Genomic DNA, 17,679 nt, shown 5'->3' with positions numbered 1-17,679 from the left:
TCACTTCTCCTCGGCGGAGGACCGGGCGTCGTCCGCGACGACCTCGGGGTGCCCGTCGTGCAGCTGGATGTGGCGGTGCTCGCGGCGCATCTTCGCCAGGCTCGCCAGCGTCGCCACGGTCATGCTCAGCACGATGACCACGAGCGAGGTGATCGTGTCGATGTCCCACACCGGCACCGGCTCGCCCCCGTTGAGGAAGGGCAGGTCGTTCTCGTGCAGGGCGTGCAGGACGAGCTTCACGCCGATGAAGGCGAGGATGAACGCGATCCCGTACTTGAGGTACTCGAGCTTGTCGATCAGCCCGCCGAGCAGGAAGTAGAGCTGGCGGAGCCCCATCAGCGCGAAGACGTTCGCGGTGAACACGATGAAGGGGCTCTCGGTGATGCCGAAGATCGCCGGGATCGAGTCGAGCGCGAAGAGCAGGTCGGTCGAGCCGATCGCGAGGAACACGATCAGCATCGGCGTGAAGTGGCGCGTGCCGTCGATCGTGGTGCGGATCCTGGAGCCGTCGAACGAGTCCGAGATCTTGACGCGGCGGCGCAGGAGCCGGATGAGCAGGTTGTCGGTGCCCTCGTCCTCGTCCTCCGCGCCGAACGCCTGGTTCCAGGCCGTGTAGACCAGGAACGCGCCGAAGAGGTAGAAGATCCAGCTGAAGCTCTCGATGAGCTGCGCGCCGAGCAGGATGAAGACGCCGCGGAAGACCAGCGCGATGATGATGCCCACCATCAGCACCTCCTGCTGGAGCTTCGCCGGCACCGCGAAGCGGCCCATGATGATGACGAAGACGAACAGGTTGTCGACCGAGAGGCTGTACTCGGTCAGCCAGCCTGCGACGAACTGGCCGGCCAGCTCGCCGCCGCCGAGGATCAGCATCAGCAGCGCGAACACGAGCGCCAGCGACACGTAGAAGCCGACCCACAGCCCCGACTCCTTCAGGCTCGGCACGTGCGGGCGCTTGTAGACCAGCAGCAGGTCGGCGGCGAGGATCAGGCTCAGGACGACGAACGAGCCGATCACGAACCAGACGGGCAGATCGAGCATGAGGGCCTTCCGAGTGGGTGGGGGCCGAAAGTCTCTCCCCGGGGAGCGGACGGCCGTGCCGGTCCGCGTCACCCGTCCCGCCCCCGGCGCCGCGCAGGGGCGGTGCGTACTGACGGGAGCGGAAAGGCGGGATACTCCCCTTCGCGGATGCGATCCTAGCGCCGATCCGGCGGGATGCGGCCCCGGGGAGGCGGAGCGGGAACGAGGCGATCGGCGCGATGCGTCGAGCGGGTGCCGCGTGGCGAGCACCCGGGTGTTAAACGAGAAGAACCCCCGGTCAGACCGGGGGTTCTTCTCGTGTTGCCGTGGTGACCCCAGCGGGATTTGAACCCGCGTTACCGCCGTGAGAGGGCGACGTCCTAGGCCGCTAAACGATGGGGCCGCGTTTTTGCAACTCGAAGAGTGTTGCACACGGATCCGCATCGACGCAAATCGAGCGCCCGGCCCATCCGGTCTCCGCTCGGCCCCGGCCTTGCCCGCCGCCCGCCGAGGCGGTTGGCTCGGGGCATGAGACTGACGAAACTCGAGCACGCCGCCGTCCTGATCGAGGAGGACGGCGCCCGGCTGGTGATCGATCCGGGGTCCTTCACCCGGCCCGTCGAGGGGACGACCGACACCGTCGCCGTGGTGCTCACCCACGAGCACGCCGACCACTGGACCCCGGAGCAGCTGCAGCGCCTGCGCGACGCGGCCCCGTCGCTGCGGATCCTCGGCCCGGCCGGGGTCGCCGCCGCCGCCGAGGGCTTCGACGTCGAGACGGTCGCCGACGGCGATGTCGTGACGGTGGGCCCGTTCGAGCTGCGCTTCTTCGGCTCCCGTCACGCGGTGATCCACCGCAGCATCCCCGTGATCGACAACGTGGGCGTCCTGGTGAACGGCCGGGTCTACTACGCCGGCGACTCGTTCACAGTGCCGGAGGGCGTCGATGTCGAGATCCTCGCTGCTCCCTCGGGAGCACCGTGGATGAAGATCGCCGAGGCGATGGACTACGTGCTCGAGCTCGCCCCGCGGCACGCCTTCGCGACCCACGAGCAGGTGCTCTCGGAGGCGGGGCGCTCGCTCGGCCACGACCGGCTCGGCTGGGCGGCGCGCGAGGGCGGCGGCGAGTACCACGCCCTCGAGCCGGGCGACGTGCTGGAGCTCTGACGGCGGGACTCGCCCGCGATCACTCGTACCATCCGGGCGCCCGCTCCTCGTGCCGTGGCTCACCGGACCGGCGGAGCCGCCGTCGCCCGAGCGCGAGAAGCAGCAGGGAGAGGCCCAGAGCGAGGATGCTCGGCGGGACGGCGACGAGGAGCGCCGGGCCCGGAGCGACCGCCTGCAGGACACTGCTCGCGCTCGGCTGCCCGTCGGCCACGCCGACCACGAGCGCTATCGACGGCGACACGACGATTAGGGCTGCCAGCCACGCTGGAACCAGGACGAGGGCCGGAGCGAGCGACGGTGTCGACGTCGATCGCCGAAGTGCCAGCGCCGCACACGGGAGGACGAAGACGAGCGCTCCAGGAAGGAGCCCGACCGCCGCGAGGAAGAGGAGGAGGGAGGCGAAGCCGGGTTCCACGAGCGCTCCGAGTCCCGCCAGCGCCGCCGTCACGCCGACCGGGAGGAGGGAGACGGCTGCGGCCCACCCGAGAACGCGCAGCGCGCGGGGCTCCGCGCCATCGGAGACGTCGATCACGAGGTCCTCGAGGGGGCCGGCGAGCGTCGGCCGCCGGTGAAGCGAGGGGTCGACGACCCCTCACGGCCTGCTGGAGTCCTGGCGGTGCAACGACGACGGCCGGGCCGGGGGCGCGCCCCGGCCCGGCCGTCGATCCGATCCCTCACCGGATCAGTAGTACTCGCCCTGGCGGTAGTCCCAGGAGTTGAACTGCTCGGCGAGGTTCAGCATGATGCGCTCGTAGTCGAGGCCGCGGCGGATCAGCACGGGGCCCGGGGTGATCGAGCGCTCGCCGCCCTGCACGGGGATGAGGGCGCCCGAGGCGTCCACCATCGAGACCATGACGCCCTGCTCGTGGCGGGAGTCCTCGTCCTTGTCCGGCTGGATCGAGGAGACGTAGGAGTCGGCCGAGACGATGACGTCGGCCTCGTTCTCGATCCGCTCGCCGATGTTCGCGACGCGGCCGCGGTTGCCCACGCCCGAGGGGTTGGCCGAGCTGGCGAAGGTGAGGGTGCGGTCGCGCTCCCACATGGTGGCGACCAGCTGCTCGGCCGGGCGGCCGAAGCGGATGACGAAGCAGCTGGTGCCCCGTCCGTCGCGGACCAGCTCGCGGGCGTCCTCGTCGATCAGGTCGACGGCCTCGGCCTTCCACGGGAGGATGCAGCCGAGCAGGACGTCCTGGTCCCAGTGCTTCTGGTAGAAGGCGAGGACCTCCTCGTTGAGCTCGGCGAGCTCGGTGAGCTGCTCGATGCTGGAGCAGAGCACGACGCCCGGCTTGTTGCGGTTGCGCTGCTTGGCCGAGAACTTGCGCTCGAGGCCCGCTCCGTCGGTCGTCATCAGGATGTAGCCGACCTTGGTCGCGCAGACGACCAGTCCACCGGGGGCGTAGAGCGCGTCCACCGCTTCCGCAGGAGCCTGCTCACGCCATTCGATCACCGTCGTGCTGGTCATTCTTTCCCTTTCGTGGTGTCCAGAGACGCCATGGGCGGGGCCCCGGCCGAGCGGAAGCCTAGCGGATCGCCTCCCGTCGTCCGCGGCGGTGATGCCGCGAACGGACGCGCACCGGGCTCCGGATCGACTCCGGTGCCCGGTGCGCGCCCGTCCGCGCCGCGCGCGCCGACGGGACGGCTCAGGCGAGGGCCGTGAGCGAGCCTCGCGCGAGCGTGTTGACGGTCAGATGGAAGCCGACCAGCGAGGCCGGAGTCGACTCGTCGACCGGCAGCGTCGGCACTCCGAGCGCGTGCACCGTGAAGAGGTAGCGGTGCGGGCGGTCACCGGGCGGCGGGGCCGCACCGGCGTAGGCGAGCGACCCGAGGTCGTTGAGCGCCGGGCGCCCCACTTCCGTCGAGCCGGCGGCCAGCTCGGTGACCTCCTTCGGGATGTCGACCAGGACCCAGTGGTGGATGCCGCCGAGGGTCGGCGCATCGGGGTCGAACACGGTCACGGCGTACGACTGCGTGCCCTCGGGGCCGGCGCTCCAGCGCAGGGACGGGCTGGTGTCGCCGCTCCCCTGGGCCTCGGCGAGCCGCTCGCCGTCGGTCACGTCGTCGCTGGACACCTCCAGGGGCGCCGTCGCGGGCAGGAAGTCGAGCGGGTGCGGGGGCGTGCTCCTGGTCAGATCGGTCATGTCGTTCTCCTTCTCTCTCAGTCGGTGACTCGGCCGCGGACGCCGTCGAGCCAGTAGTCGGAGTGGCGGTCCGCGGTCGCCGCGTCGCGGAACGAGTACGTCTTCAGCAGCCAGCGGAAGCGGGTCTTGTCGCGGTCCTGGACGTCGACGAGCTGACGGCTGTGCAGGCCGTCCTGGTTCGCGATGATCAGCAGGTCCGCGTCGCGGATCCGGTGGTACTGCTCGCTGACCTTCGAGAGCGCATCGCGGAACTGCCAGAGCGCCCACAGGTGCGGCAGGTCGTCCGGGTCGGCCGGCACCGTCCGGGTGTCGTAGTAGCGGAAGCTGTGCTCGTTCTCGAGCAGAGCGTGCTGGTCCGACACGATCTGGTTCTTGTTCTGGGCGCGCGAGAGCTCGTCGAACGGGGTGATGTAGACCGCCTCGCGCAGGAGCGCCTGGTTCTCGGGTGAGATGAAGCGCAGGATCTCGCGGCCGTCGACGTACTTCGTGTAGACGAGGTCGGTCTCGGGCGTGCGCAGTCCCAGGAGCGAGATGAAGTCGGCGCGCACCGGGTGCGCGGTCCGCTCGTTGTGCCAGTACAGCTCGCCGTCGGTCTTCTGCGTCTGGGTGTTCGAGAAGCGGTTGTCGGCGTAGACGTCCTGGAAGAAGTCGCCGTTGTTGCGGGTGGCGTACGCGAGCAGCGGCGAGCCGAGGTACTGCGACTGCAGCTCGAGCAGGCCCTCGCCGACGAACGTCAGCTTCTTGCGGTACTTGTCCTCGAGCGCGTCGTCCTGGTCGAGCCAGGGGATCTCGTCGTCGACCGGGTTGTTCGAGATCAGGTGCGCGTAGGTGATCTTCTCGTCGCGCTCGCGCCGGATGCGGGCGAGCGCGTCGACGAAGCCCTGCGGGACGTCGCCGCTGTCGATCAGCGCGGCGATCGCGTCGCGGAAGCGGTCGTAGTCCTTGTAGGGGTCGATGGCGACCGCCAGCAGCGACTGCTGGAGGGTCGATCTGTCGGAATCGGAGAACGTGTAGATGGGCTGCATTGCTTCACTCCTTGCACGTGGATGAGGGACGCCGCCGGCGGGCTCGTCCCGGACTTCCTCTGTCACTCCGCTTCCGCGGTGACGGCCCTCCTCTCCTGTCGTCGCATCGAGACGGCCCCGATCGTCTGCGCGAGGACCGCGAGGACGACGAGGACGATGAGGGTCGGCGCGGTCCCTCCCGTGAGGGGGACGAGTATCCCGGCGCCGACGAGCAGGACGGCCTGGAGGATCCCCTGGTTGCGCTCCAGTCCGCGCATCACCGCGACCCGGGCGCCGTCCTCGAGCCCGTTCATCGCCGGCGCCAGGGCGATCATCGTCGCGGGCCGCACGAAGCCGCCCGCGATCCCGAGCAGGGCCAGGCCGGCGATCGCGGCGCCGAGCACCCCGAGGGTGGTCAGGGCGAGGCCCAGCACCTGGGTGAGCGCCGTCAGCCGGAAGACCAGGGGCGTGCCGGCGATGAGCGGCGAGAGCCGGGCGGCGGCCAGGCCGGCGAGCGTGTAGAGGCCGAGCACCAGGCCGAACGCGGGCAGCGTCAGACGCAGCTCCTGGAACAGCAGCAGCGGGATCACGAAGGTGTAAGCGGCGAGCAGGACGGCGCGGTTCACGGAGTAGTAGAGGGACCAGAAGCGCACCGCGGCGGGCAGGACGGCCGGCCGCACGGCGCGCGCCGCCACTCCCGAGGCGGCGCTCGCGCCGAGCGGCAGGCGGGCAAGGAGCACCACGGCCAGCGCGGCGCACGACACGAGCGCGCTGAGGAGGAACGGCAGCCGGTCCCAGAGCGCGAGCGAGGCGGCCCCGAGCACTCCCGCGCCGAAGGAGGCGAGGAACATTCCGCTCTGCACCCGCGTCTCCTGGCGGCGAGCATCGGCTCCGGCGCGCAGCGAGGAGGCCAGCGCGGCGTCCCGCCCGGCCGTCAGCGAGAAGCCGCAGCCGGCGAGCAGCTGGCTGATCACGACGGCGACCGGATCCGCGTCCAGCACGATCACGACGAGGCCCAGTGCCTTCACGCCCTCGCCGACGACGAGCGCGCCCGCCGAGGACAGGCGGCGTGTGAGCGGCGAGAGCGGGCCGTCGGCGAGCGCCGCCACCACTCCGTAGAGCGCCAGCAGCAGCGCCACGGCCAGGATCGGGTAGCCCCGCGCCAGCAGGAACACCGCGACCACGGGCAGGTGGAAGTAGGCGCGCGAGACGATCCGGTAGACCGTGATCAGCCCGGCGGCGCTGCGGCCGCGCGGGGCGTCCCCGCGCCCGAGGTCAGACAAGGGAGGGCACGACGACGCGCAGTGCGTCGGCGCCCACGTCGCCCTGACGGACGATCGACGCGCCGCCCACGAGGGAGACGATCGTGCTGCTCATCGTGGAGTCGGGGGCGGTGGTGCTGCGGATCAGGTAGTCGCTGTCGCCGCCGAGGTGCTCCGCGGCGAGGTCGAAGTCGACGAGTCCGGTCGACACCGTGCCGCTGATGTTGGCGGAGGTGGCCGCGAGCGGCAGGCCCGCGAATATCGAGAGCAGGTTGATCGGGGCGCTGAGGTTGTGCACGACCGACACCGTGTCCTGGCCCGAGGTGACCCAGTCCGGGACGACGGGCTTGCGGCGCAGGATGACGTTCAGCGGCCCCGGCCAGAACGCTGCGACGAGCGCGTCCATGTCGGCCGTCTCCGGGGCGAAGGCCCAGGTCGCCCAGTCGCGGGGCGCGGAGACGAAGAGGGTGAGCGGCTTCGCGCCGTCCCGCTTCTTCATGTCGTAGAGGCGGAAGCAGGCGCTGCGCGAGAAGGGGCTGGCGAACACGCCGTAGTTCGTGTCGGTCTGCGCGATGACGGTCGCGCCCTCGCGGAGCTCCTGCCCGACGCGCCGGAGCTCGTCGAGATCGGTCGCGTCGATGATCTGTGCCGTCATGGGTAGTGCTCCTGCTGCGCTCGGGCGCGTCCGGGCGGGGCCGGATCGCGTCGCTGTCGTGTGGCCCGCTGACGGCGGCGCCCCACGGAGGGCGCCTGGCGGGTCGGACGGCGGAGGCCGTCCGGATGCGGGTGACCACGGAGGAGAGATGCGGCTGCGTCCTCCCCCCGAGGACGTCTGCCCGGTGAAAGTAGCACCGTGCGCATCCGGCCCGCGTGTTCGCGATGCTGCATGACGAAAGAAGTCGTCGACGTCGGGGAGCAGGGTCGGGGATCGGTATGTTCCGCTGACGCGCCGCATCTCCGCGGCGTTCTCCCGGCTCCGCGGATCCGCGCGATCGTCCGTCTGGCGGCGCACCACGGCCGGGGCTGGACGGCTCGCGGCGACCCGGTCTCCGTGCCCTCCCGCTCCTCGACAGAAGGACCGCCCATGACCGACTACTGGCCCGTGCTCCTCATCCTGCTCACGATCGTGGCCGTCGTGGTCCTGATCGTCGTGCTGAAGGTCGAGCCGGTGATCGCCCTCCTCGTCTCGGCCCTCGGGCTCGGCCTCGTCTCGGGGCAGGGCGGCGAGGGGACGGTGACCGCGATGACGTCCGGATTCGGCGCGGTCCTCGGCGACATCGGCCTGCTGATCGCGCTCGGCCTGCTGCTCGGATCGCTCCTGGAGGCGCTGGGCGTGGCCCCGCTGCTCGCCCGCTGGCTCGTGAAGCGCTTCGGTCGGCGCGCGCTCCCGGTCGCCTACGCGCTGACCCTGGGCGTCGCCTTCCCCTCGATCTACTCCGACGTGCTGGTCGTGATGAGCGCACCGCTGACTCGTCTGGCCTCGCGGGGGCTCGGTGCCGGTGGCTACGGGCTGCTGGCCGGCTCCTCCATCGTCGGGATGATCGTGGGCGTGGTCTTCGTCGTCCCCGGAGCCGCCGCGCTGGCCACGGCAGGCATCGCGGGCGCTCCCCTGCCGTCGATGGTCGCCATCGGCGCCCCGCTGGGCATCGTCACCATCGTGCTGACCGTGCTGGTGTACAGCGCCCTGGTGAAGCGCGGCGGCTGGCGGGACGAGCGCGACCTCGAGGGCGGGGCGGTCCCGGGGCCCGCTCTCGAGCCCGAGGCGGGCGCGGCCACGGGAGGCACGGCGCTCGCGACGCGGCGGGTGCCGCTCGCGCTGGCCGTCGCTCCGATCGCCCTCACCATCGTGCTGATCGCCGCGAACTCGCTCACCCAGCTGGCCGAGCTCGACGTCCCCCTCCTGCGGTTCCTCGGCGACGCGCACATCGCGCTGCTGGCCGGCTTGGTGCTGGCCTACGCGACGGCACTGCGGACGCTCCCGAAGGGCGCCGTGGCCACGGCACTGGGCGGAGCACTGACCCGCAGCGGCCCGATCGTCGTCCTGACCGGGGTCAGCGGCAGCCTCGCCGCCGTGGTCGGAGGAACCGGGGTCGGCGACGCGCTCGCCGGTGCCTTCGACGGGCGGGCCCTCTCGCCGATCCTGCTCACCTGGGTCGTCGCGGCCGTGCTGCACGCGGCGATCGGCTCGGTCTCGACGGCCGCGATCACCGCGGTCGGCATCGTCGCCCCGCTGATCCCCGTGCTCGACGTGAACCCGGCGCTGATCGCCCTGGCCGCCGGCTCCGGCGCGCTCTTCCTCGGGATGGTCAACGCCAACGCGTTCTGGCTCTTCAAGTCCGTGCTCGGCCTCACCGTGCGGGGCACGTTCACCGCCTACTCGCTGACGCTCTCGATCGCCTCGGTGATCTCGCTGCTGGCGCTGCTGGTGGCGGGAACGTTCGTCTGAGCGTCGGCCGGCCCCCACGAGGCCACGCTCGCGAGGTCGGCGCCGAACTCGACCCGGAGGCGCACGGGCGCGCCCCCGCGCAGCACGCCCGGCAGCCAGAGGCGGGCGTCATCCCACATCCGCTCGAACGGCACCTCCTCGACCGGGACGAAGGCGGCGGCGAGCTCGCTCGACTCGGTGACCTCGCCGGTGACGCGGCGGCAGAGGAAGACGTGCGAGCGCTGGCTCCAGGCCGGCCGGTGCGGGAAGGAATAGTCGAGCACGCCGCGCGGCTCCAGATCGGCCGCTCGGGCGACGAGCCCGGCCTCCTCCTGCAGTTCGCGGACGGCGGCGGCGACGGGCGACTCGCCGGGCTCGAGCTTGCCGCCGGGAGCGACCACGCGCCCCTCGCCGAGGCCGCGGCGCTTCCGGCCGAGCAGCACCTCCGCGCCCCGCGGGCCCTCGCGGAGGACGTAGACGACGCACACCTCGGGCAGTCCCACCGCGCACCTCCGCTCGCCGGGGCCGGGAGCCCGGCACCGCCGTCGTAGGCTAGCCCGGTGACGACGACCGCGCTCGAGCGCTTCCAAGCCCTGCTGCGCGTCGAGACGGTGTCCCACTCGGACGAGACGGCCACCGATTGGAGCCGCTTCGAGGCGTTCCGCACGCTCGTCGCCGAGCTCTACCCGGCACTGCACGCGGCCCTGGACTTCGAGACAGTCGCCGGCCACTCCCTCCTCTGGCGCTGGCGCGGTGAGGAGCCGGGCGAGCCGGCCGTGCTGATGGCCCACTACGACGTGGTCAGCGTGACGGCGGCGGAGTGGTCGCACGACCCGTTCGCGGCCGAGACGGTCGTCGCCGCGGACGGCCGCGCCTCCGTCGTGGCGCGCGGCGCCCTCGACGACAAGGGCTCGCTCGTCGCCCTCCTCGAAGCGGTCGAGGCGGCCGTGCTGCGGGGCGAGCGGCCCCGCAACGACGTCTACCTGCTCTCCACCCACAACGAGGAGACGGCGGGCGATGGCGCCCCCTCGGTCGTCGCCCTGCTGGGCGCGCGCGGGGTGCGGCCCCGCCTGGTGCTCGACGAGGGCGGGAACGTGCGGCGCGGCATCCTGCCCGGAGTCACGACCCCCCTCGCCGTGATCGGGGTCACCGAGCGCGGGATCATGAACCTCGAGCTGACCTGCCGCGACGCCGGCGGCCACGCGTCCGCCCCGCCGCCCCCGCCCGGCCTGCTGGCGACCCAGCGGCTCGCCCGGGCGATCCACCGCCTCACCGAGAACCCGTTCCCCTCCACCCTCCCCGAGCCGATCGCCGAGCTGGTGCGCGCCGCCGCCGACCACGCGGACGCAGCCCACGCCGTCTGGTACAGCCGGCCCCACGAGCATCCGGACGCCGTCATCGGCGCGCTCGCCGCCCACTCCAACCGCTCGGCCGCGATGCTGCGGACGACCGTCGCGATCACCGAGCTGCGCGGCAGCACCGGCGCGAACGTCCTCGCCTCCAGCGCCAGCGCCACCGCGAACGTGCGGATCAACCCGGGTGGCACTGTGGCGGGCGTGGTCGAGCGCATCCGCGCCGTCATCGACGACCCGGAGGTCGAGGTCGAGGTGAAGGTCGCCCACGAGCCCTCCCCCGTCTCCCCCACCGGCGAGCCCGGCGACGGCGGGCCGTACGACCTGCTCCGCGCGGTCGTCCAGGAGTCGTTCCCGGACGCGGTCGTCGCCCCCTACGTGCAGACCGGCGGCAGCGACGCCCGGCACTTCCACGCCATCAGCGACCACGTCTACCGCTTCATCCCGTTCGAGATCAGCCCGCGGCAGCAGCTCGGGATCCACGGGGTCGACGAGTCGGTCGAGGCCGACCAGTTCGAGCGCGCCATCGAGTTCTACGCGCGGCTGCTCGCCCGGCTCTGATCGCGGCGGTCCTCCGGGGTCCGGGAGGACCGCGCAGCGACCGGCAACCTGGGAGAACCGTTCGATGACGCGCCGACCGGTGTTGGCCCGGAGTTCACCCCGCGATGATGGACTGATCGCAGCGGGGTCGCCTCCGCTGGAGCAGTGCGCAAGTGCCGACGCCGGGTCGCGTGATCCGGCTCCCGCCGATCGTGGAACCCGAGGATCATGTCCCTCCGCCAGGCCGAGTACCCCCGGCCCAACCACTTCATCCTTCACCTGAGCGACACCCACTTCATCGCCGGAGACGGCGGCCTGTACGGCTCCGACGTCGACAGCGAGGCCCAGCTGCGGCTCCTGTTCGACGAGCTGGAGGCGTCCGGCGGACGTCCGGAGGCCATCGTCATCACGGGTGATCTCGCCGACAAGGGCGAGCCGGAGGCGTACGCGAAGCTGCGCGCCGTCGTCGAGCCCGCGGCCGCACGCCTCGGCGCCGAGGTGATCTGGGTGATGGGCAACCACGACGACCGCGGCGCGTTCCGCTCGGGGCTGCTCGACCAGCTCCCGACCACGCAGCCGGTCGACCGCGTGCACGACGTGAACGGGCTGCGGATCATCGCGCTCGACTCCACCGTGCCCGGCGCCCACTACGGGGAGATCTCGGACGCGCAGCTCGACTGGCTGGCGGAGGAGCTCTCCAGCCCGGCCCCGCACGGCACGATCCTCGCGCTGCACCACCCGCCGGTGCCGAGCGTGCTCGACCTGTCGGTCCTCGTGGAGCTGCGCGACCAGCCCGCCCTCGCGGAGGTGCTCGAGGGCTCCGACGTCCGCAGCATCATCGCGGGCCACCTGCACTACTCGTCGACGGCGATGTTCGCCGGCATCCCGGTCTCGGTCGCGTCGGCCACCTGCTACACCCAGGACCTCAACGTGCCGGTGGGAGCGACCCGCGCCCGCAACGGCGCCCAGGCGTTCAACCTGATCCACGTCTACGACGGCACGGTGCTGCACTCGGTGGTGCCGATCGGCGCCTCGACCGAGGTGTCCTACGTCTCGGCGAACGAGACGCAGCGGATCCTCGCGGACCACGGCGTCGAGATCGCCGCGGCGACGGCGGCCCCGGTCGCCCGGGACGAGGAGCTCTACCCGCCGCTCGTGGAGCGGGTGGGCGTCAGCGCGTAGCGACGCGACGGGGCTTCGGGGTCGCCCCGACGCCTCCGGGCGCCGCGTCGACCGCGTCCTCGGACACGGCCGGCGGTGTCAGCGCCCGCCGGCACGGTCCCGCGCGAACAGCCATCCGGCGAACGCCAGCGCCGCGGCCAGCGCGACGCCCACGCCGACGCCCGCTCCCACTCCGATGCCCGGGAACACGAGCGAGCTCGCCAGGCCGAGCAGCAGCCCGGCCACCGCTCCCCCGACGGCCCAGCCCACGGTCAGTCCTCGCGCTCCCACGGAGCCGGGATCGGGTAGTACTCCTCGAGGAACCCGATGACGGCCTTGGTGCGCGCCTCCGCCGAGATCTCGGGGAAGCTGCCGTCGTTGAGGCAGAAGAAGTCGACTCCGCGGTTCTTGAGGAGCTTGCGCATGTCCTTCAGCCCCTGGTGCATCGTCGTGTCGACGTACTTCACCGAGGCGTTCTCCTGCACGACCGCGCGCCCGGTCATCAGTGCGTAGTAGTGGTAGAGCGAGTTGGTGACGGAGACGTCGCTCGCGGAGCGGAAGCGGCTCGCGGCGGTCGCGGTGAACTCCGGCTCGAACTCGGCCTCGAGCTCGGCCATCACGGTCTTGCGGAGCGGCGTGGCGGCGTGCTCGAGGTGACGGGTCGTCATCGCGCCGAAGCGCTCGCGGAGCAGGCGCCGGTTGACGCGGGCCGCGTTCTCGAAGCCGCTGCGGGAGGCGTTGGAGTCGCCCATGCCGATGCGCGTCGTCGCCTCGATGAACTTCGTGATGCCCCCGGGCGAGAAGAAGATCGACGGGTCGACCGGGCGCCCGAAGAACATGTCGTCGTTGGAGTAGAGGAAGTGCTCCGCCAGCCCCGGGATGCGGTGCAGCTGGCTCTCGACCGCGTGGGAGTTGTGCGTCGGCAGCACCGAGAGGTCGCGGAAGTGGTCCTCGCTGCGCACGAGGGTGACGTCCGGGTGCTCGTCCAGCCAGCGCGGGCGCGGGGAGTCGGTGACGATGTAGATGTGCCGGATCCACGGCGCGTACATGTAGACGCTGCGCAGGGCGTACTTGAGCTCGTCGATCTGGCGGAAGCGCGCCGGAGCGTCGTCGCCCTCGCCCACCACGTAGCTCGCCATGCGGGCCGCCCGGGCGCGCTGGAACTCCAGGTCGGTGCCGTCGACCCACGAGAAGACGATGTCGACCTCGAAGCGGATGTCGCTGACGAGCGGCTCGAACATGCCCTCGAACGTCGGCCAGGTGCGGCCGTAGGCCTCGACGTGGGCGTCGATGGCTTCGGCGACGGGGAGGCTGTTGCGCATGAGCGCGTTCTCGGCGGGAGTGATGATCTCCTCCTCGCCCACCTTCCACAGCTCGAGGCGGACGCCGCTGCGGGCGCCGTAGCGCAGCGATCCCGTGGAGGAGACGCGCGGGCGGAAGAGCTTGAAGACGGAGGCGCGCGGATACGGCGCGAGCACGCCCTCGGCCAGGAGCTGGGGCGGGGTGCCCCGCTTGTCGACCGTCTTGGCGTAGAAGGGCTCGGTCGCGAAGGCGCGCGCCAGCAGCGTCGCCAGCTCGGCGCCGAGCACGCGGTCCACCGCGAGGAAGGGCGAGCCGTCGGTGCCGCGGATGAGGCGGTAGGGGAATTCGGCGGCGTCGAGGACCTCGCCGATGGCGATCAGGTCCTCGGTCCAGGCCGCGCGGGGCGTCGTACTCGAGTTCACCAGCGAGAACAGGCCGGCATGGACCACGACGTCGTCGCGGTCGAAGTGGCGCGGGCGCAGGAGCGGTGACGGAAGAGCACGGACGGAAGGCATGATTCACATTATCCGCCGTGGATTTCGTCCGTGTGACCGGGCCGTCGGCTTGACAGCGACAGCGGGGCCGCACGGTCAGCGCGAGAGCGACCCCAGACGGTCCCCCGCCTTCTCCGCGGCCTTCGCGGCCCGCCTGGCGCGGTGCCGCTCCTCGGCGGCGACGACCCCCAGCGCGAAGGCTCCCTCCCCGCGGCGGTCGGCCTCCTCCAGGATCAGCGCACGTGCGGCGAGCGCGTCGCGCTCCTCCCCCAGGGCGTCGGCGAGGTCCTCTCCCGCCTCGGCGAGCGAGCGGCGCCGGGCGCCGACGGCCTCGGGGACGACCGCACGCCACGCCTCCACGGTGTAGCGGAGCCGCTTCGCCGCCTTCCGCAGGTCGTGACGAGCCTCGAGCGAGCCGCCGGCCGCCGCGGACCCCGCCGCGGAGATGCGCGCGAGATCCTTCGCGACGGAGCGGCGCACCAGCGCCGTCGCGCTCGAGCCGGCCCGCGCGGTGCGGGGCGGATCCGCGAGCAGGGCGTCGAGCGAGGCGAGGAGCGCGAGGTAGCGGCCGCCGCGCAGAGTGCGGTCGACGCGGCGCAGCGCCGAGGCGTGCCGGTGCTCGATCTCCTCCAGCAGGGCGGTGGGGGTGCTCGGGGCGCCCTCGACGGCCGCCAGGGAGGTGCGGAACCGCTCGGCGAGCACCTCCTGGTCGCGGGCCGCGCCGAGGACCCCTCCCAGCCAGCGCAGCTCGTCCCGCACGGGGTCGGTCGCCGCACGGTCGAGCACGGAGCGGGAGGCGGCGAGGACGGACCGGAGCCGGCGCGCGAGCACGCGCATCCGTTGCAGGGCGTCGTCGGCCTCGAGGCGCACCCGCGGGTCGACGGCGCGCAGCTCTCGCAGGAGCGAGCGGACCGCGGCGAGCGCCGCCTCCCCGCCGTTCCGCGGATCCGGGACCGTCTCCTCGATCGGGCCGCCGGTGGCCCGGGCGAGCTTGGAGGCGCTGGCGGCCGGGCGGGCGCCCGCGGCGAGGAGGCGCTGCTCGATCGCGTCGAGGACCCGCTCGCCCTCGTCGCCCGGGACGTCGACGAGCTCGACCTCCCACTCCCTCCAGCGCCGCTCGCGGCCGGTGCGCTGGTCGCGCGCGGTCACCAGGTCGTCGGCGATCTCGGCGAGCTCCCGCCCGTGGGAGTCGAGGGCGCGGGTGATCGAGCGGACCGTCTCGAGCAGCGCCAGCGGCTCGAGCGGCGCGCGCCCCACCTGCCCGAGCACCGGCTCGCGGACGGCGGACGGGACCGTGCGCGAGGCCGTGAGCTCCGCGTGGATCTCGGTGCGGCCGGAGGAGCCGGGCAGCTTGACGTGCCAGCCCTGGTCGGATCCGCCCTCGCGGCGGCGCAGCGTGATCCGCGCCCGGGACAGAGCGCGCTCGGCGGTGTCGAAGTACTCGGCGCGGAGGGTCACCGGCTCCTCCGTGCGGACGCTCGCGACGCTCGCGGTGCCTGTCAGGTCGGGCAGCCGGGTGCCCGCGTCGACGTCGTACTTGCGCTCGACCTCGGTCTGCACTCTCCGCGCACCGCCCGCCCGGGACGTCGCCGACTCGTTCTCCGCACCGCTGGCCATGCTCCATTGTGATCACGCCCGGCGCCGCTGCGGCACCCCGGGCGGCCAGGGGCGCCCTCGCCCTAGGCTGGAGCGATGACCGCGCCCGTTCCGCCCGTCGCCCGCCGCGTCCCCCTCGAGCGCCGCCACCACGGCGACGTGGTGGTCGACCACTACGAGTGGCTGCGCGAGAAGGAGAGCCCCGAGGTGATCGCGCACCTCGAGGCCGAGAACGCGTACACCGAGGCGGTGCTGGCTCCTCTCGCCCCGCTGCGCGAGCGCCTGTTCGAGGAGATCCGCTCGCGGACGAAGGAGACCGACCTCTCGGTCCCCGTCCGGGAGGGCTCCTGGTGGTACTTCTCGCGCTCCTACGAGGGCCGCCAGTACGCCGTGCACTGCCGGGCGCCGATCAGCGGGCCGGACGACTGGACGCCGCCGTCGATCGCCGAGGGCGGCCCGCTCGAGGGCGAGCAGGTCGTCCTGGACGGCAACGCGGAGGCGGAGGGACACGACTTCTTCTCGCTCGGCAGCTTCGACGTCTCGGCGGACGGCCGACGGCTGCTCTTCGGCACCGACGTCGAGGGCGACGAGCGCTACACCCTCCGCATCCGCGACCTCGAGACCGGCGAGGACCTGCCGGACGTCATCGAGGGCACCGGCGGCGGAGCGACCTTCGGCGCCGACGCGCGCTTCGTCTTCTACCCGACCGTCGACGAGTCCTGGCGCCCCGACACGATCTGGCGGCACGAGGTCGGCGCCGGGACCCCGGACGAGGTCGTCTTCGCCGAGCCCGACGAGCGCTACTGGATCGGCGTGGGCCTCACCCGCAGCCGCCGCTTCCTCGTCATCGAGATCGGCAGCAAGATCACGAGCGAGTGCCTGCTGCTGGACGCGTCCGACCCGACCGGCTCCTTCCGCTCGGTGTGGCCGCGCCGCGAGGGCGTGGAGTACGAGGTCGAGCACGCCGTCGTCGACGGACGCGACCGCCTGCTGATCGTGCACAACGACGGCGCCCTCGACTTCGAGATCGTCGAGGAGCCGGCCGACCTGTCGCTCGACGCCGACGCCCGGGCCCGCGAGCGCCGCGTGGTGGTGCCGCACCGCGAGGGCCGCCGGATCGAGGGCGTCGACGCCTTCGCCGGGCACGTCGTCGTCTCGTACCGCGCCGACGGAGCCACCCGGCTCGGGCTGCTCCGCGAGGACGGCGCCGGAGCGCGGCTCGAGGAGATCGTCTTCGACGAGCCGCTCTACGACGCGGGCCTGGCGGGGAACCCGGAGTGGGAGCAGCCCTCCCTCCGCCTCGCCTACACCTCGTTCGTCACCCCCTCGACCGTGCTCGCGCTCGACGTCGCGACGGGCGAGCGCACGGTGCTCAAGCAGCAGCCGGTGCTCGGCGACTACGACCCCGCGCTCTACGTGCAGAGGAGGGAGTGGGCCGTGGCGGAGGACGGCACGCGGGTGCCGCTCTCGCTCGTCTGGCGCCGCGACGCCGCCGATCCGGACTCGGCCCCCGCGCCGCTCCTCCTCTACGGCTACGGCTCGTACGAGGCGAGCATCGACCCGGGCTTCTCGATCGCGCGCCTCTCGCTGCTCGACCGCGGCGTCGTCTTCGCCGTCGCGCACGTCCGCGGCGGCGGGGAGATGGGCCGCTCCTGGTACGAGAACGGGAAGACGCTGGCGAAGCGGACGACCTTCACCGACTTCGTCTCCGCGGCGCGGCACCTGGTCGACGCGGGCTTCACCACTCCGGACCGCCTGGTCGCGCAGGGAGGGTCGGCCGGCGGCCTGCTGATGGGCGCGGTCGCGAACCTCGCCCCGGAGGCGTTCGCCGGCGTCCTCGCGCAGGTCCCGTTCGTCGACGCGCTCACCTCGATCCTCGACCCGTCGCTGCCGCTCACGGTGATCGAGTGGGACGAGTGGGGCGACCCGCTGCACGACGCCGAGGTGTACGCCTACATGAAGTCGTACTCGCCCTACGAGAACGTCCGCGAGGGCGTGCAGTACCCCCGGATCCTCGCGACGACGAGCCTCAACGACACCCGGGTGCTGTACGTGGAGCCGGCGAAGTGGGTGGCCAGGCTCCGCGAGGTCGGCGCTCCCGCGCTGCTGCGCACCGAGATGACCGCGGGACACGGCGGAGTGAGCGGACGCTACGAGCGCTGGCGCGAGATCGCGTTCGAGTACGCCTGGACGCTGGACGTGCTCGAGCTGGCCTGAG

Annotated in this window: 16 protein-coding genes and 1 tRNA gene; 5 read left to right on the top strand and 12 right to left on the bottom strand. The window is 72.5% G+C overall.

Going from position 1 to position 17,679, the window contains the following annotated elements; genetic code table 11:
• Positions 1 to 1,041, bottom strand: coding sequence for a TerC family protein (locus tag C5C71_RS07790; RefSeq protein WP_104223086.1), 1,041 nt, complete (start codon positions 1,039 to 1,041; stop codon positions 1 to 3).
• A gap of 306 nt (positions 1,042 to 1,347) precedes the next feature.
• A tRNA-Glu gene (locus C5C71_RS07785) sits at positions 1,348 to 1,423 on the bottom strand.
• 125 nt (positions 1,424 to 1,548) lie between these two features.
• On the opposite strand from C5C71_RS07785, the gene C5C71_RS07780 reads away from it, so the two are divergent.
• Positions 1,549 to 2,187 carry an MBL fold metallo-hydrolase gene (locus tag C5C71_RS07780; protein WP_104337465.1) on the top strand — a complete coding sequence of 213 codons (639 nt, stop codon included), beginning with the start codon at positions 1,549 to 1,551 and terminating at the stop codon, positions 2,185 to 2,187.
• Positions 2,188 to 2,206: 19 nt separating this feature from the next.
• On the opposite strand, the gene C5C71_RS07775 is transcribed toward C5C71_RS07780, so the two are convergent.
• The 6 genes from C5C71_RS07775 to C5C71_RS07750 all read right to left on the bottom strand — a co-directional run bounded on the left by C5C71_RS07775 (position 2,207) and on the right by C5C71_RS07750 (position 7,246).
• The gene (locus C5C71_RS07775) at positions 2,207 to 2,719 is read right to left on the bottom strand and encodes a hypothetical protein (RefSeq protein ID WP_104233773.1); all 513 of its coding nucleotides are present in this window, start codon (positions 2,717 to 2,719) and stop codon (positions 2,207 to 2,209) included.
• Between the two features lie 150 nt (positions 2,720 to 2,869).
• Positions 2,870 to 3,649 (bottom strand): L-threonylcarbamoyladenylate synthase, encoded by a 780-nt coding sequence (locus tag C5C71_RS07770; RefSeq protein ID WP_104223084.1) that lies wholly within the window; start codon positions 3,647 to 3,649, stop codon positions 2,870 to 2,872.
• A gap of 178 nt (positions 3,650 to 3,827) precedes the next feature.
• Entirely contained in the window at positions 3,828 to 4,325 is a 498-nt protein-coding gene (locus C5C71_RS07765; protein ID WP_104223083.1) for a YbhB/YbcL family Raf kinase inhibitor-like protein, read from the bottom strand.
• A gap of 17 nt (positions 4,326 to 4,342) precedes the next feature.
• Positions 4,343 to 5,350 (bottom strand): TauD/TfdA family dioxygenase, encoded by a 1,008-nt coding sequence (locus C5C71_RS07760; RefSeq protein WP_104223082.1) that lies wholly within the window; start codon positions 5,348 to 5,350, stop codon positions 4,343 to 4,345.
• A gap of 62 nt (positions 5,351 to 5,412) precedes the next feature.
• The gene (locus C5C71_RS07755; RefSeq protein ID WP_104225617.1) at positions 5,413 to 6,612 is read right to left on the bottom strand and encodes a hypothetical protein; all 1,200 of its coding nucleotides are present in this window, start codon (positions 6,610 to 6,612) and stop codon (positions 5,413 to 5,415) included.
• Positions 6,605 to 7,246 carry an L-threonylcarbamoyladenylate synthase gene (locus C5C71_RS07750; protein WP_104225616.1) on the bottom strand — a complete coding sequence of 214 codons (642 nt, stop codon included), beginning with the start codon at positions 7,244 to 7,246 and terminating at the stop codon, positions 6,605 to 6,607. Before C5C71_RS07750 ends, C5C71_RS07755 begins: the two co-directional genes overlap by 8 nt.
• Positions 7,247 to 7,675: 429 nt before the next feature.
• Here C5C71_RS07750 and C5C71_RS07745 point away from each other — a divergent pair, with 429 nt between their 5' ends.
• Complete coding sequence (locus C5C71_RS07745; RefSeq protein WP_181028702.1) at positions 7,676 to 9,037, top strand: GntP family permease; 1,362 nt, start codon at positions 7,676 to 7,678, stop codon at positions 9,035 to 9,037.
• Here C5C71_RS07745 and C5C71_RS07740 read toward each other — a convergent pair.
• Positions 8,965 to 9,519 (bottom strand): 8-oxo-dGTP diphosphatase, encoded by a 555-nt coding sequence (locus C5C71_RS07740; protein WP_181065444.1) that lies wholly within the window; start codon positions 9,517 to 9,519, stop codon positions 8,965 to 8,967. The genes C5C71_RS07745 and C5C71_RS07740 overlap by 73 nt on opposite strands.
• A gap of 57 nt (positions 9,520 to 9,576) precedes the next feature.
• On the opposite strand from C5C71_RS07740, the gene C5C71_RS07735 reads away from it, so the two are divergent.
• Positions 9,577 to 10,929 (top strand): M20/M25/M40 family metallo-hydrolase, encoded by a 1,353-nt coding sequence (locus C5C71_RS07735; RefSeq protein ID WP_104337463.1) that lies wholly within the window; start codon positions 9,577 to 9,579, stop codon positions 10,927 to 10,929.
• A gap of 207 nt (positions 10,930 to 11,136) precedes the next feature.
• Positions 11,137 to 12,090 (top strand): phosphodiesterase, encoded by a 954-nt coding sequence (locus C5C71_RS07730; protein WP_104249612.1) that lies wholly within the window; start codon positions 11,137 to 11,139, stop codon positions 12,088 to 12,090.
• Positions 12,091 to 12,168: 78 nt separating this feature from the next.
• Here the strand turns inward: C5C71_RS07730 and C5C71_RS17555 are convergent, their stop codons facing one another.
• The 3 genes from C5C71_RS17555 to C5C71_RS07720 all read right to left on the bottom strand — a co-directional run bounded on the left by C5C71_RS17555 (position 12,169) and on the right by C5C71_RS07720 (position 15,482).
• The gene (locus C5C71_RS17555; protein WP_159939285.1) at positions 12,169 to 12,339 is read right to left on the bottom strand and encodes a hypothetical protein; all 171 of its coding nucleotides are present in this window, start codon (positions 12,337 to 12,339) and stop codon (positions 12,169 to 12,171) included.
• A 2-nt stretch (positions 12,340 to 12,341) separates the two neighbouring features.
• Positions 12,342 to 13,886 carry a stealth family protein gene (locus tag C5C71_RS07725; protein ID WP_104233778.1) on the bottom strand — a complete coding sequence of 515 codons (1,545 nt, stop codon included), beginning with the start codon at positions 13,884 to 13,886 and terminating at the stop codon, positions 12,342 to 12,344.
• Positions 13,887 to 13,961: 75 nt separating this feature from the next.
• Positions 13,962 to 15,482, bottom strand: coding sequence for a CYTH and CHAD domain-containing protein (locus C5C71_RS07720; protein WP_104337462.1), 1,521 nt, complete (start codon positions 15,480 to 15,482; stop codon positions 13,962 to 13,964).
• A gap of 75 nt (positions 15,483 to 15,557) precedes the next feature.
• On the opposite strand from C5C71_RS07720, the gene C5C71_RS07715 reads away from it, so the two are divergent.
• Positions 15,558 to 17,678 (top strand): S9 family peptidase, encoded by a 2,121-nt coding sequence (locus tag C5C71_RS07715; protein ID WP_104268502.1) that lies wholly within the window; start codon positions 15,558 to 15,560, stop codon positions 17,676 to 17,678.
• Position 17,679 lies beyond the last annotated feature (1 nt).

The sequence above is a fragment of the Rathayibacter sp. AY1C1 genome (assembly GCF_002932105.1).
Classification (GTDB): domain Bacteria; phylum Actinomycetota; class Actinomycetes; order Actinomycetales; family Microbacteriaceae; genus Rathayibacter.
Note: the sequence above shows the minus strand (reverse complement) of the source record. Positions and strands in the feature narration are given on the sequence as shown.